Origin of the sequence: Streptomyces sp. NPDC015139, assembly GCF_043079785.1 — a bacterium.
GTDB lineage: Bacteria > Actinomycetota > Actinomycetes > Streptomycetales > Streptomycetaceae > Streptomyces > Streptomyces albidocamelliae.
Genome location: NZ_JBIBUW010000004.1, coordinates 397,024 through 409,711, shown reverse-complemented (window position 1 = coordinate 409,711; position 12,688 = coordinate 397,024). Strand labels below are relative to the sequence as shown.

The following is a 12,688-nucleotide window of genomic DNA, read 5'->3' as shown; positions in this document are numbered from 1 at the left end:
GCGCCCGCCGTCCCTCAGGCCGCCTCGGCGCCGAGTTCGAACCACACCGACTTGCCCACCCCGTGCGGCCGTACCCCCCAGCTGTCCGCCAGGGACTGCACCAGCACCAGGCCCCGGCCGTTGGTGTCCTCGTCCCCGTCCGGGCCGCGCAGGTCGGGTCTGCGGGCAACGAAGTCCCGTACCTCCACGCGCAGTCCGTCCGCGTCCACGACCACGATCAGGACGGCGTCGTCGTCGGTGTGGACGAGCGCGTTGGTGACCAGTTCGCTGGTGAGCAGCTCGGCGATCTCCGAGCGGCCCGGCTTTCCCCACTGCCGCAGCAGTTCGCGCACCTCACGGCGTGCCCGGGGCACCGCCCTGAGATCGGCCCGGCCCAGCCTGCGCCGGAGCCGGTGCGCGTGTTCCGTGATGGTGTCGGTCTGTTCCCCCGCGTCCGCCGAGGAGGCCCCGATGACCACGGGACCGCCCCCTCGCGCCTGCCTCTTCATGACCCCCGCCCGCACGCCGCCGGTCCCTGCCCCTCCTGGTCGAACACGTTCACGGGGGGATGCTTGCCCAGTGGGCTCACAGCCAGTCATCGCGGATGTCCGATGACCGGCGGTTCGGCCACCGCCGGACGCCGCCCCTCCCCGTCCGGGAAGCCTCGGACCGGGGTGCCGAGCGCTCCCGGACCACCGCTGGCCGCCACTGACGCCCCGTTACGGCAGTGCAGCTGCGTTCGGCACCGGCCGTTGGCATACCGTCACGGGCGGTGAAACTGGCCGAAATCCGCTCCTTCGGCGGTGGTCCGGAGTCCGAGGTTCCGCTGTCCCGGCCCGCCGGGTCAAGGGCGCGGCACGTTCCGCAGGTTGGAGCGGGCCAGCTGGACCATCCGGCCGACCCCGCCGTCGAGCACCATCTTCGAAGCGGACAGGGCGAACCCCGTGACCATCTCGGCGCTGATCTTCGGCGGGATCGACAGGGCGTTGGGGTCGGTGACGACGTCCACCAGCGCCGGCCCCTTGTGCTTGAGGGCGTCCTTGAGCGCCCCCGCGAGCTGCTTCGGTTTCTCCACCCGCACCCCGTAGGCACCGCAGGCCCGGGCGACGGCGGCGAAGTCGGGGTTCACGTTGGTGGTGCCGTACGAGGGCAGTCCGGCGACCAGCATCTCCAGCTCCACCATGCTGAGGGAGGAGTTGTTGAACAGGACGACCTTCACGGGCAGGTCGTACTGCACGAGCGTCAGGAAGTCGCCCATCAGCATGGAGAACCCGCCGTCGCCGGACATCGAGATCACCTGCCGGCTCCGGTCGGTGAACTGCGCGCCGATCGCCATGGGCAGGGCGTTGGCCATCGACCCGTGCGAGAACGAACCGATGATCCGGCGGCGGCCGTTGGGCGAGATGTACCGGGCCGCCCAGACATTGCACATGCCGGTGTCGACGGTGAAGACCGCCTGGTCGTCGGCGATTTCGTCGAGTACGGCGGCCACGTACTCGGGATGGATCGGGACGTGCTTCTCGACCTTCCGCGTGTACGCCTTGACCACGCCCTCCAGCGCGTCGGCGTGCTTGCGCAGCATCCGGTCGAGGAAGCGCCGGTCCGTCTTCTCCCGCACCCTCGGGAGCAGGCAGCGCAGCGTCTCGCGGACGTCGCCCCACACGGCGAGGTCGAGGCGGGAGCGGCGGCCGAGCACCTCGGGCCGCACGTCGACCTGGGCGATCCTGACGTCGTCGGGCAGGAAGGCGTTGTACGGGAAGTCGGTGCCGAGCAGGATCAGCAGATCGCACTCGTGGGTCGCCTCGTACGCGGCGCCGTAGCCGAGCAGTCCGCTCATCCCCACGTCGTACGGGTTGTCGTACTGGATGAACTCCTTGCCGCGCAGCGCGTGCCCCACCGGCGACTTGATCCTCTCCGCGAACCGCATGACCTCGGCGTGCGCGCCGGCCGTGCCGCTGCCGCAGAACAGAGTGACCTTGCGGGCCGCGTCGATCATCTCCACGAGCCGGTCGATCTCGGTGTCACCGGGCCGGACGGTGGGCCGGGAGGTCACGAGGGCGCTCTGCGCGGCCTTCTCCGGTGCGGGTTCGGCGGCGATGTCACCGGGCAGCGAGACCACGCTCACCCCGCTCTGCCCGACCGCGTGCTGGATGGCGGTCTGCAGCAGCCGGGGCATCTGCCGGGGGCTGGAGATCAACTCGCTGTAGTGGCTGCACTCCTGGAAGAGCCGGTCCGGGTGGGTCTCCTGGAAGTAGCCGAGACCGATCTCGCTGGACGGGATCTGCGAGGCGAGGGCGAGCACCGGGGCCATGGAACGGTGCGCGTCGTACAGGCCGTTGATGAGGTGCAGGTTGCCCGGGCCGCAGGAGCCGGCACAGGCCGCCAGCTTCCCGGTGATCTGGGCCTCGGCGCCGGCCGCGAAGGCCGCGGTCTCCTCGTGGCGCACATGGATCCAGTCGATGGCGGAGTTGCGGCGCACGGCGTCCACGACCGGGTTGAGGCTGTCGCCGACGACGCCGTACAGGCGCCGCACCCCGGCGCGGACGAGGATGTCGACGAACTGCTCGGCGACGTTCTGTTTGGCCATGGCTCTCGTCTGCCCCTTCGGTCGTCACGGATCCCTCCGCGGTCCTCAGGTCCATGAATTCACAGGGGCAGCGGTTACGCCTCCCACACGGCGGCCGCCGTACGGTCGTCGGCGTAGCCCTTCACCCGTACCTGCGCGTCGGCGAGGAACGCCGCCAGGCCGGGCGCGGCGCGGCCGGACCAGCGGCGGGCCAGGTAGGCGCAGAGGGCGGCCTCGCCGCGCAGCGGCCCGGCCAGGCCCTCGGTGCACATCACCAGCGCATCACCCGGCCGGGCTACCGAGGCGCGGAAGCGGAACGGTTCGCGGGGCGGCTGCGGTGCCGGCTCGTAGGGGCTGGGCGGGGTCGGGATGCCGAAGTCCAGGGTGAGGCGGTCGCCCTCGGGGGTCTCGGCGGGCGGGGAGCCGAAGCCGACGACGGGGGCGCCGGTGGTCTCGGCCGGCGACACGCGGGGTTCGATGTCCTGCCATTCGCCGTCCCGCAGCCGGAACAGCCCGCCCTCGCCGACGCCGAAGAACACGCGGGTACGGCAGTCCGGGTCGGCGGGCAGCAGCAGACAGCGCAGGGTCGCCGTGTACTCCTCGGGGTCGGCGCCCTGTTCGGCGGCGCTCGCGCGGAGCCGGCCGAGGCTCCGGTCGGTCAGCCGGTGCAGTCCGGACTTGAGGTCGCCGCGCCGGGCCGCCCGGAGGTCCTCGACCAGCCGCTGGTGGCTGCGGCCCACGGCCCGCCCGATCCACCGGCAGGCCTCGGCCGCCGCGAGGTGCGCGCCGGGCGTGGCCCGCGCACCGGTCGCCATCGCGACGAGGAGCAGCGCCTGTTCGCCGCTGCCGAACCGGGCGGTGAGCAGCGCGTCCCGGCGGGGCTCGCCCCGGTACCGGGCGGAGTCCCCGCGCAGTGACACCGCCCGCAGGGTGCAGGCCCCGTACCGGGCGCCGTCGAGCACGGTGTCCGGCACGAGTTCGCCGAGCTCGTCCGGCTCCGCGGTGGGCAGCGCGGTGGGCTCGGGGTCGTAGGTGGGGGGTCCGGAGCCCACGTAGTCGACGGAGGCGGGTGCGGCGGAGTCCGGGGGCTGCGCGGGCGTCCGGGGCGCGGCCCGCGGCGGCTCGCCGGGGGGCGCGGGTGGTTCGCCGGGGGGCGCGGGCGTCCCGGGTGGCGCGGAGGCCACGGGCGGCTCGGCGAGGGGTGCGGGGCTCGCGAGGACGGGTGCGGGCGGCGGCCCGGCCGGTGCCGGGGGTGTCGCGGGTGCCGCTGCCGGCGGCTGGGAGGGCGGTGCCGGTACCCGCGGGCCGGCCGGGGCGGTCCTCGGCGGCTCGGCGGGTACCGGGGGCGTCACCGGTGCCGTTTCCGGCGGCTCGGCGGGCGGTGCGGGTGCCGCGGGGGCCGGACGGTCGGCCGGCGGTCCGCCGGGGGGAGCGTGCGGGGCGCGCTGCCCGGGGACCGACGGCTCTTGGCGCCGTCTCGTCCCGGTGCCGCCGCCGTCGTCGTCACCGTCGCCGCCCTCGGCACCCGGTTCCGCACCGCTTCCCGACTGCCCTCCCGGACGTCCCGCCACCGTGTTCCGGGCCGAGGCGAACCGGTCGTCCAGGGAATCCGGCGCGGCCGAGGGGCCCGTGTCCTCGGTGGAGTCGTCGTACAGCTGTCGCCACCAGTCGTCGTCACGACGGGCGGGCCTTCCCCCCTGCTGGCTCATGCCCCCAATTGTCCACCGCGAGGGCCGGATGAAAACGGGGCATCGGGAAATTCGGCGGCTCCCGGTACCCCTCGAACGGCGTGTCGAGTGAACGGGCGAACAGCCGTACGAGAAAGGGGTGATGGCCGCCGGGCGGCCCCACCCCCCACGGGAGGACCGCCCGGCGACATCCTGGGTGGCCCGGACGGCCGGATCGTGGCTCGGATTCCCCGGCGACGGCGGTGGGCCGTGGGTACGGCCGCGCGTCCCGCGGTCCTGCCACCTTGGCAGAGTCCCCACCGGTACGGCGATGATGTGCTGCGGCGGGTTTGCGCCGTGGCCGGTTTCCGCCACGACGTACCACCTCCACAGCTCGTTCACAGGGCTGGTTCACACAGGTCGTTCACCGGGGAGGGACGTAGGCCGATGCTGGCGGCGATAGGGCTGGACGAGACGCACGAGGCGGCGTACCGGGCGCTGGTGTCCGTGGGCGCGGCCGAGGTGGCCGACCTGGCCCGGCACCTGACGCTGGCCGAGCCGGACACCGAGCGGGCCCTGCGCCGGCTGGAGCTTCAGGGGCTCGCGGCCCGGTCCTCGGCCCGCCCGGGGCGCTGGGTGGCCGCCCCGCCCGGAGTGGCCCTGGGCGCGCTGCTCATCCAGCAGCGGCACGAGCTGGAGAAGGCGGAACTGGCGACGGCGCTCCTCGCGGAGGAGTACCGGGCGACGGCGGCCGAGCCGGCGGTGCACGACCTGGTGGAGGTGGTGACCGGCGCCCCGGCGGTCGCCCAGCGCTTCCTGCAGTTGCAGCTGGGCGCCACCGAGGAGGTGTGCGCGCTGGTCACCGGCAAGCCGATGGTCGTCTCCGGCATGGAGAACCACGCGGAGGAACAGGCCGCCGGACGCGGGGTGCGCTACCGGGTGGTGATGGAGCGGGCGGTGCTGGAGCTGCCGCACGGGATGACCGAGCTGACGGCCGCGCTGGGCCGGGACGAGCAGGTGCGGGTGGTGGACCGGGTGCCGACGAAGCTGGTGATCGCCGACCGGTCGCTCGCGATGGTGCCGCTGACCTCGCGGACGGCGGAACCCGCCGCGCTGGTGGTGCACGCCAGCGGGCTGCTGGAGCTGCTGGCCGGGCTGTTCGAGTCCGTGTGGCGGGACGCGCTGCCCCTGCGTCTCGGCGCGTCCGGGGCGGCCGAGGAGCGTCCGGACGGTCCGGACGCCACCGATCTGGAGGTGCTGTCGCTGCTGCTGGCCGGGCTGACCGACGTGAGTGTGGCCAAACAGCTCGATCTGGGCCTGCGGACCGTGCAGCGCCGGGTGAAGCGGCTGATGGAGCTGGCCGGGGTGACGACCCGGCTCCAGCTGGGCTGGCACGCCTACGAGCGGGGCTGGGTGAGCAGGCCGTCCTGACCGGGTTGACCTGCGGTTTCTTCGCCCGTCCGGCACTCTGGGCAGATGGGCGTGTGGGAGCTCGTGCTGGTCGGCGTGGTGATCGCGCTCGGCGTGTGCGGGGTGCTGGTGCCCGGGGTGCCGGGGTCCTGGCTGGTGTGGGCCGGGGTGCTGTGGTGGGCGCTGACGGACCCCCGGCCGGTGGCCTGGGCGGTCCTGGTGGGAGCCACCGCGGTGCTGCTGCTGTCGCTCGTGGTGCGCTGGGCACTGCCGCCCCGCCGGCTGCGGGAGAGTGGCGCCACGCCCCGGATGGGGGTGTACGCCGGGGCCGGGGCGCTCCTCGGTTTCGTGCTGCTGCCGGTGGTGGGCGCGGTGCCCGGTTTCCTGGCCGGGATCTATCTGCACGAGCGGCTGCGGCTGGGCGGCCGCGCCGAGGCCGTGGCCGCCCTGCGCACGACGATGCGCGCGGGTGGTTCCAGCGTGCTGGCGGAGCTTTTCGCGTGTCTGCTGACGGCCGCCGGGTGGCTGGTCACGGTGGTGTGGGCGTGACCGGGCGGGCCGGGCGGTGGGCCGGGGCCGGCGGGCGGTGGCCGGAGTGTGCGGGCCAGTAGTGCACGAGGTGTCCCGCCGGGCCCCCGGAGAGCGCCAGCCGGACGGTGTCGGCGACGGCCGTCATGCCCGCGTCGTTGAAGTGCAGGTGGTCGCCGGGGTCGTAGCCCGGCAGGATGCGGGTGGGGTCGGCCGGGTCGCGTACGGCGGCGTCCGCGTCGGCGACCGCGTCGAAGACGCCGCCGGTGCGGATGAAGGCGTTCACCCGCTGCCGTACGGCCTCGCCGGCGGCGGTGTGGGCGGGGTAGCCGCCGTACGGCGTGAGGGTGACGCCGACCACGGGGATGCCGCGGGCGTGGGCGCGGGCGACGAGGGTGCGGTAGGCGTCGGCGTACGCGACGGCGTCGAACGCCTCGGGGGTGCCCTTGATGTCGTTGATGCCTTCGAACACGACCAGGGCGCGGACCCCGGCCCGGTCGAGGGCGTCGGGGTCGAGGCGGGCGAGGGCGCCGGGGCCGGTGCCGTCGCGCAGCAGGCGGTTGCCCGCGATGCCGGCGTTGAGCACGCCGAGCCGTTCCGGGCGCAGTTGCTCGGCGAGCCGGTCGGGCCAGCGGTGATTGGCGTTCGGAGTGGAGCCGTTGCCGTCGGTGAGCGAGTCGCCGAACGCGACGACACTGCCCCGGCTGGGCCCTCGGACGTCGACGCCGGTGACGTAGTACCAGGTGCTGATCTTCCTGGTGTAGGCGGTGCCGGCCTCGTCGGCGGCCCGGCCCGCGCCCGCCCTGGCGACGTAGCTGGTCTGCAGGGCGGTGCGGTGCTGGGTGGCGGGTCCGCTGTCCCCGGGGGTGTACACGGTGACGAGGAGGTCGGCGCCGGGCGCGACGGTCAGCGGTACCGGGTCGGAGACGATGTCGCGGCCCACCGGGACGGTGACGCCGGTGGCGCCCCGGAAGGTGGCGGTGCGCATGGTGCCGGGTGCCGCGTCCGCGCCGGACGTCCCCCGCAGGGCGACGGTGAGGGCGCCGAGGGTGAGCGGCGCGGTGCCGAGCCGGTTGCTCAGCCGGACGCGCACCGCGCTGCCCCCGACGCTGAGGTGGACGACGTTGCGGACCGCGGCGCCGGGCAGCGCGGGCGTGGTGCCCGAGGGCGCGGTCTCCCAACTGCCGGTCCACGGCGGGGTCGCCAACCCGGCGACCGCCGGTGCCGCCGTGCCCGGCAGCACCGTCAGCAGCAGGACCGTGAGGACCCGTCGGACCTTGGCCATGTGAGCGCCCGCCCTTCCCCGTCGGCTCGTCGGAGGCGACCGTCCCACACGCCGGGCCCGCGCCACCGGATCACCGGCGCCGGTCCACCCGCTCGGCTCAACCCGGCCAAGGACGGCGGCCCTGGGGCGCACCGCCCCTGTGCGGGTCACGGAATCCGCTCATGACGGCGGCCGAGCGAGACCGCGCCCGGTCCACGCCCGGGGCCCGGAGGGCGGCTAGGGCCTGTCGTTTGGATCATCCCCGCTCGGGTCGGCCGACAAGGCACCATGAGCCAGGCCGGCCTGATCCGAACGACAGGCCCTAGCGGCCGGTGACCGCGCCTTCCAGGGTCAGCAGCCACACCTTGCGCTCGAGTCCGCCCGCGTATCCGGTCATCGCCCCGTTCGCGCCGATGACCCGGTGGCAAGGGCGCACGATCAGCAGGGGGTTGGCGCCGATCGCCCCGCCGACGGCGCGAACGGCCATGCGCTGGGCGCCGATACGGGCCGCGATCTCGCCGTAGGTCACCGTGGCTCCGTAGGGCACCTCGTCCAGCGCGGCCCACACCCGCTGCCGGAACTCGGTGCCCTCCGCGCGCAACGGCAGCCGGAACTCCTTGAGTTCCCCGGCGAAGTAGGCGGCGAGCTGGTCGGCGGCCGCGCGGAACGGTCCGGGGTCGTGCCGCCAGCCGTCCTGGACGGTCCGGCCGCCCTTCTGCCCGGGTACGGACAGCGAGGTGAGCGTGCCGTCCGGGTCGGCGGTGAGCAGCAGCGGCCCGACGGGGGCGTCCAGCCGGGTGTGGTACACGGTCGTCATCGGATCGGCTCTCCTGCCACGCGCAGATGCTGGACGGCGTACGACCGCCACGGCCGCCACTCGTCGGGTACGGCGGTCCCGGGCGGGACCACGTCCGGATCGCCCAGGGCCCGGACGCGGACGGTGGCGACGGTGGCCGGGTCCATGCCGGGCAGGGCGAGCAGCGCCCGCTGGGCGTCGTCCCGGTCGGCGCCCGGGTCCAGCCGCACCGTGCCGTCCGCGAGGGCGGCGGCGAGCGCGCCCAGCGGGCCGTGGGGCTCGGCCTCGGCGAGGGCGGCCGGCTCCGGGAAGAGGTGGGTGAGGCTGCCGCAGGGCGCGTCGAGCGCCTTGCCGTACCGGAGCACCAGCCGCTCGGCCCCCTCCGGACCGGCGAGGGCGCGTACGGCGGGTTCCAGCGGGTCGGCGGCGCCGGGCGAGCGCAGCCCGGGCCGGGCGGCGACGAGGGGGGCGAGCCGGGGGTCGGCGCCGAGCCGCTCGTCGACGGCGTAGGGATCGGCGTCGAGGTCGAACAGGCGCCGCAGCCGCTGCACCGCGCTGCCGAGGTCCCTGGGGTCGGTCAGGTGCAGCCGTGCCTCCAGCCAGCCGCCCGGATGCGTGCCGCCGGTCGTTCTCGGCGCCCCGGTGCGCTCGGCGACGGCGACGAGCGCGGTGCCGTACGGCAGGCGCAGGGTGCGCCGGTAGGTACGGCCGCCCGGGGTGCCGGGCACCTCCTCGACGCCCGGTACGGCCTCGCGTGCCAGCTGGTCGAAGACGGCGGCGGCCTGGTACGGGCCCCGGTACGCCAGCCGCAGCGGGATGCCGGCGCCGGGGGTGGCCCGGCGGTTCGCGCGGCCCCGGGGTGCGGCGGCGCGCACCTCGGTCGGTGTCGCGTCGTACACCTCGCGGACGGTGTCGTTGAACTGCCGCACGCTGGCGAATCCGGACGCGAACGCGATCTCGGTGACCTGGAGGTCGGTGGTCTGGAGGAGCACCCGCGCGGAGTGCGCCCGCTGGGCCCGGGCGAGCGCCACGGGCCCGGCGCCCAGCTCGGCGGTGAGCTGCCGCTGCACCTGCCGGGCGCTGTAGCCGAGGCGTGCGGCGAGTCCGGCGACGCCCTCGCGGTCCACGACGCCGTCGGCGATCAGCCGTACGGCCCGGCCGACGACGTCCGCGCGGACGTTCCACTCCGCCGAGCCCGGCACGGCGTCCGGCCGGCACCGGCGGCAGGCCCGGAAGCCGGAGCCCTGCGCCGCGGCGGCGGTCGGGAAGAAGCGGACGTTGTGCCGCTTGGGCGTCACCGCCGGACAGCTCGGCCGGCAGTAGATCCCGGTCGTCTCGACGGCGAAGAAGAACGCGCCGTCGAACCGTCCGTCCCGGCTGCGCACCGCCTCGTACCTGCTGTCCTCGTCCATCACGGTTCCAGTGTGGAACGGCGGGCCGGGGCCGGGCCAGCGGGATTCGGACATGGAGCTGCGGCGTGCCGCGGCCGCGCCGATCAGCGGCCCGGCCGTACGGCGACGGGGCCCCGGGAGGTGGCAGGGCCGGGGGCGGTCGCTCCCGGCCCCGCCCCCGGCTGTGGGCGGCTACGCGTGGCGGCCCCGCTTGGCCACCATCGCCGCCTTGCCTTCGGCCCCCCTCCGCTTCCAGTCCTTCTTGATCTCGGCCCGGAGCCGGGCGTCGGTCTTGGCCACGATCCACTGGTTCTCCCGCTTGAGCTTGCGGTAGCTCTCCAGCCGCCGGACCGGGAGCGCGCCGTCCTCGACGGCGGAGCGGACCGCGCAGCCCGGCTCGGTCTCGTGGGCGCAGTCGTGGAAGCGGCAGTCCGCGGCGAGTTCCTCGATCTCGGCGAAGACCTGGCCGACGCCGGTCTCCGCGTCGAAGAGGCCGACGCCGCGCAGCCCGGGGGTGTCGATGAGCACACCGCCGGAGGGCAGCGCGAGCAGGTTGCGGGTGGTGGTGGTGTGGCGGCCCTTGCCGTCGACGTCCCGCGCGGCCCGGACGTCCATGACGTCGTCGCCGACGAGGGCGTTGGCCAGGGTGGACTTGCCCGCGCCGGACTGCCCGAGCAGCACGGTCGTGCCGGAGCCGACGAGCGAGACGAGGATGTCGAGCCCGTCGCCGTACAGGGCGCTGACGGTGAGGACGGGCACGCCGGGCGCGCTCGTCTCGACGTCCTGGACCAGGTGGGCCAGGGTGGCCGGGTCCGGCACGAGGTCGGCCTTGGTGAGGACGACCACGGGCTGGGCGCCCGACTCCCAGGCGAGGGCGAGGAAGCGTTCGACGCGGCCGAGGTCGAGTTCGACGGCGAGGGACACCGCGATGACCGCGTGGTCGACGTTCGCGGCGAGGATCTGCCCCTCGGACCGCTTGGAGGAGGTGGAGCGCACGAAGGCGGTGCGGCGCGGCAGGTACGCGCGCACGTAGCGGGGGTGGCCGCCGGGTTCGACGGCGACCCAGTCGCCGGTGCACACGACCCGCAGCGGGTCGTGCGGGGTGACGAAGGCGGTGTCGGCGCGGACGACTCCGTCCTCGGTGACGACGTCGCACTGACCGCGGTCGACTCGGACGACCCGGCCGGGCAGCAGCCCTTCGGCGGCGTGGGGGGTGAACGCGTCGGCCCAGGCGTCGTCCCAGCCGTAGGGAGTCAGAGCGGTGGACTGAGCAGAGGTGGAAGTCAAGGGTGACCCTTCACAAGGGTGGCCCGGCAGGCGCTTCGGCGCGGTCGTGTCAGCCGGTGGCCACGGAGGTGGACTTGATGAGTTCCTGGATGAGGGCAGCGCTCAGCACAGTGACAGCCATCGGTCGACACCTCCTCGATTCCACTCGTACGTCCGCACACCATCTCGGCGTGCGGGGCAACTGTAGCCCGCGGGCGGGCTCTTGCGTCAACGTATTTGTTCGCGCGCGCTCAGCCGGCCGTGCAGGGGGCCCCGTCGAGGGTGAAGTCGTACGGCGCCCGGTTGCCGTTGCGCAGGGACCCGATGAAGCCGAAGGAGAGGGTGCCGTGCGCGGCGACCACCTTGTCGTAGTCGGCGGCGGTGGCGGTGACGCGGGAGCCGTCCTGCCGGCCGGTGGCGTCCCACATCTGGCCCACCTGCTGGCCGTCGCGGAAGCTCCAGGCGACCTGCCAGCCGGTGAGGGCCCGGTCGGTGGTGACGCTGACGGTGGCCTGGAAGCCGTCGGCCCACTGGTCCGTCACGTCGTACGCGACCCGGCAGGCGGCCGCCTCGGGGGTGGCCGGGGCGGTGCTGCGCCGGGGGTGGTGCGTGGCGGAGGAGGTGCCCCGGGGTTCGGGGTCGGGCTTCTTCCGCTCGGGTGTCGCGCTCGTGGTGGTGGCGGACGGCGTGACGGTGGGCGTGGCGTTGCGGGGCGAGGCGTGGGTGGTGTGCGGGACGGTGCTGGGGACGTCGGGACCGACGACGGGCGGGCGGTTCTGGTGGGCGGCGACCGTCTCGTCGCCGGACCCGCCGAACGGCATCAGCGACACGCCGAGGGCCAGCGCGGACAGCAGCACGGCGGCCGCGAGCAGGCCGCGTCGCAGCACCCTGCCGGCGCCCGCCTCGTCCGCCGGGTCGCCGGCGTCGGGACCGGAGGCGGCGGGGGCACCGAGGCGGACCTCGGCGGCGCGGCGGCGGCGTTCCAGGTAGGCGAGGCCGCCCCAGCCGACGACCCCGCCGGCCAGCGCGGCGGGCAGTCCGCCGCCGTGCAGCCGCAGACAGGCGGCGGCCTCAGCGCAGCGCACACAGGTGGCGAGGTGCCGGGACAGGTCCTCGGGGGTGTCGGCGGCGGCCGAGCGGGTGACCGCGTCGAGCAGCCGGGCGTAGCTGCGGCACTCCGGGTCCAGCGGGGTGTCCAGGTGGGCGCGGCGGCAGCGGTCCCGGAACAGGGTGCGGACCTGGTCGAGTTCGTCCGCGACGGTGGCCGGGTCCAGGCCGATCCGGCGGGCCACGGTGGGCAGGGGCAGCGCCTCCACCTCGGCCAGCCACAGCAGGGAGGCGTCGTCCTCCTGCATGTCCCGCAGGCCGCGCAGGGCCACGGGGCGCTGCAGCGGGGGCCCGGAGAAGCGGGCGGCGTTACCGGAGTTGAGCCACAGCCTGAGGTCGGGGTCGAGTCGGTGCCCCTGGCCGCCGGCCTCCCAGCCGGCCGCGGTGTCGCGCACGGCGGTGAGCAGCGCCGGTATCGTCGGCAGCCGGCCGGTGCGGCGGCCCGCGCCGCGCACGTGGGTGCTCGCGGCGGCGCGGACCTCGCGCATGCCAAGCGCGAACGCCTCGTTCGCCAGTTGATGGGCCGTCAGGGACCCGGAGGTGCACAGGTCCGCGTAGGACAGCACCGCGTCCCAGCCCTCCGAGAACAGCGCGGCCTCGGTGGCGTCCTGGGGGGTCGGCAGGTCGGGCATCTGACTCCTGCATCCACGTGCGAGGGCAACTCACCAAGGGCGACAGGGAGTTGCACGGTACCTCGCGGCAGGGCACTGAGCC

At 75.0% G+C, this 12,688-nt stretch carries 10 protein-coding genes; 2 read left to right on the top strand and 8 right to left on the bottom strand.

Translation table 11 applies throughout. The features are described from left to right. Nucleotides 1–14: 14 nt before the first annotated feature. The 3 genes from ACF08B_RS14085 to ACF08B_RS14075 form a co-directional block, all read right to left on the bottom strand. Entirely contained in the window at nt 15–458 is a 444-nt protein-coding gene (locus tag ACF08B_RS14085) for an ATP-binding protein (RefSeq protein WP_392317563.1), read from the bottom strand. 365 nt (nt 459–823) lie between these two features. Next, nucleotides 824–2,566, bottom strand: coding sequence for a pyruvate dehydrogenase (locus ACF08B_RS14080; RefSeq protein ID WP_392317562.1), 1,743 nt, complete (start codon nt 2,564–2,566; stop codon nt 824–826). Between the two features lie 74 nt (nt 2,567–2,640). Further along, complete coding sequence (locus ACF08B_RS14075) at nt 2,641–4,254, bottom strand: protein phosphatase 2C domain-containing protein (RefSeq protein WP_392317561.1); 1,614 nt, start codon at nt 4,252–4,254, stop codon at nt 2,641–2,643. Between the two features lie 405 nt (nt 4,255–4,659). On the opposite strand from ACF08B_RS14075, the gene ACF08B_RS14070 reads away from it, so the two are divergent. Further along, entirely contained in the window at nt 4,660–5,643 is a 984-nt protein-coding gene (locus ACF08B_RS14070; RefSeq protein WP_392317560.1) for a helix-turn-helix domain-containing protein, read from the top strand. A 45-nt stretch (nt 5,644–5,688) separates the two neighbouring features. Then, nucleotides 5,689–6,171 carry a DUF456 domain-containing protein gene (locus ACF08B_RS14065; protein ID WP_392317559.1) on the top strand — a complete coding sequence of 161 codons (483 nt, stop codon included), beginning with the start codon at nt 5,689–5,691 and terminating at the stop codon, nt 6,169–6,171. Here the strand turns inward: ACF08B_RS14065 and ACF08B_RS14060 are convergent. The 5 genes from ACF08B_RS14060 to ACF08B_RS14040 all read right to left on the bottom strand — a co-directional run bounded on the left by ACF08B_RS14060 (nt 6,152) and on the right by ACF08B_RS14040 (nt 12,606). Further along, nucleotides 6,152–7,435: an SGNH/GDSL hydrolase family protein gene (locus ACF08B_RS14060; protein ID WP_392317558.1), complete on the bottom strand. Its 1,284-nt coding sequence runs from the start codon at nt 7,433–7,435 to the stop codon at nt 6,152–6,154. The two genes, ACF08B_RS14065 and ACF08B_RS14060, sit on opposite strands and share 20 nt — an antisense overlap. Before the next feature lie 301 nt (nt 7,436–7,736). Beyond that, on the bottom strand, nt 7,737–8,231 hold the full coding sequence (locus ACF08B_RS14055; protein WP_392317557.1) for a methylated-DNA--[protein]-cysteine S-methyltransferase: 495 nt from the start codon (nt 8,229–8,231) through the stop codon (nt 7,737–7,739). Then, nucleotides 8,228–9,622 carry a DNA-3-methyladenine glycosylase 2 family protein gene (locus tag ACF08B_RS14050; RefSeq protein WP_392317725.1) on the bottom strand — a complete coding sequence of 465 codons (1,395 nt, stop codon included), beginning with the start codon at nt 9,620–9,622 and terminating at the stop codon, nt 8,228–8,230. Before ACF08B_RS14050 ends, ACF08B_RS14055 begins: the two co-directional genes overlap by 4 nt. A 171-nt stretch (nt 9,623–9,793) precedes the next feature. Further along, a complete protein-coding gene (rsgA, locus tag ACF08B_RS14045) occupies nt 9,794–10,888 on the bottom strand; it encodes a ribosome small subunit-dependent GTPase A (RefSeq protein ID WP_392317556.1) in 1,095 nt (364 codons plus the stop codon). Nucleotides 10,889–11,118: 230 nt separating this feature from the next. Beyond that, on the bottom strand, nt 11,119–12,606 hold the full coding sequence (locus ACF08B_RS14040) for a cellulose binding domain-containing protein (RefSeq protein WP_392317555.1): 1,488 nt from the start codon (nt 12,604–12,606) through the stop codon (nt 11,119–11,121). Nucleotides 12,607–12,688: the final 82 nt, after the last annotated feature.

Coding starts and splice junctions, on each gene's coding strand:
- ACF08B_RS14060 (WP_392317558.1), bottom strand. CDS start 7,435: ATGGCCAAGGTCCGACGGGTCCTCACGGTCCTGCTGCTGACGGTGCTG.
- ACF08B_RS14055 (WP_392317557.1), bottom strand. CDS start 8,231: ATGACGACCGTGTACCACACCCGGCTGGACGCCCCCGTCGGGCCGCTG.
- ACF08B_RS14050 (WP_392317725.1), bottom strand. CDS start 9,622: ATGGACGAGGACAGCAGGTACGAGGCGGTGCGCAGCCGGGACGGACGG.
- ACF08B_RS14075 (WP_392317561.1), bottom strand. CDS start 4,254: ATGAGCCAGCAGGGGGGAAGGCCCGCCCGTCGTGACGACGACTGGTGG.
- ACF08B_RS14080 (WP_392317562.1), bottom strand. CDS start 2,566: ATGGCCAAACAGAACGTCGCCGAGCAGTTCGTCGACATCCTCGTCCGC.
- ACF08B_RS14040 (WP_392317555.1), bottom strand. CDS start 12,606: ATGCCCGACCTGCCGACCCCCCAGGACGCCACCGAGGCCGCGCTGTTC.
- ACF08B_RS14065 (WP_392317559.1), top strand. CDS start 5,689: ATGGGCGTGTGGGAGCTCGTGCTGGTCGGCGTGGTGATCGCGCTCGGC.
- ACF08B_RS14070 (WP_392317560.1), top strand. CDS start 4,660: ATGCTGGCGGCGATAGGGCTGGACGAGACGCACGAGGCGGCGTACCGG.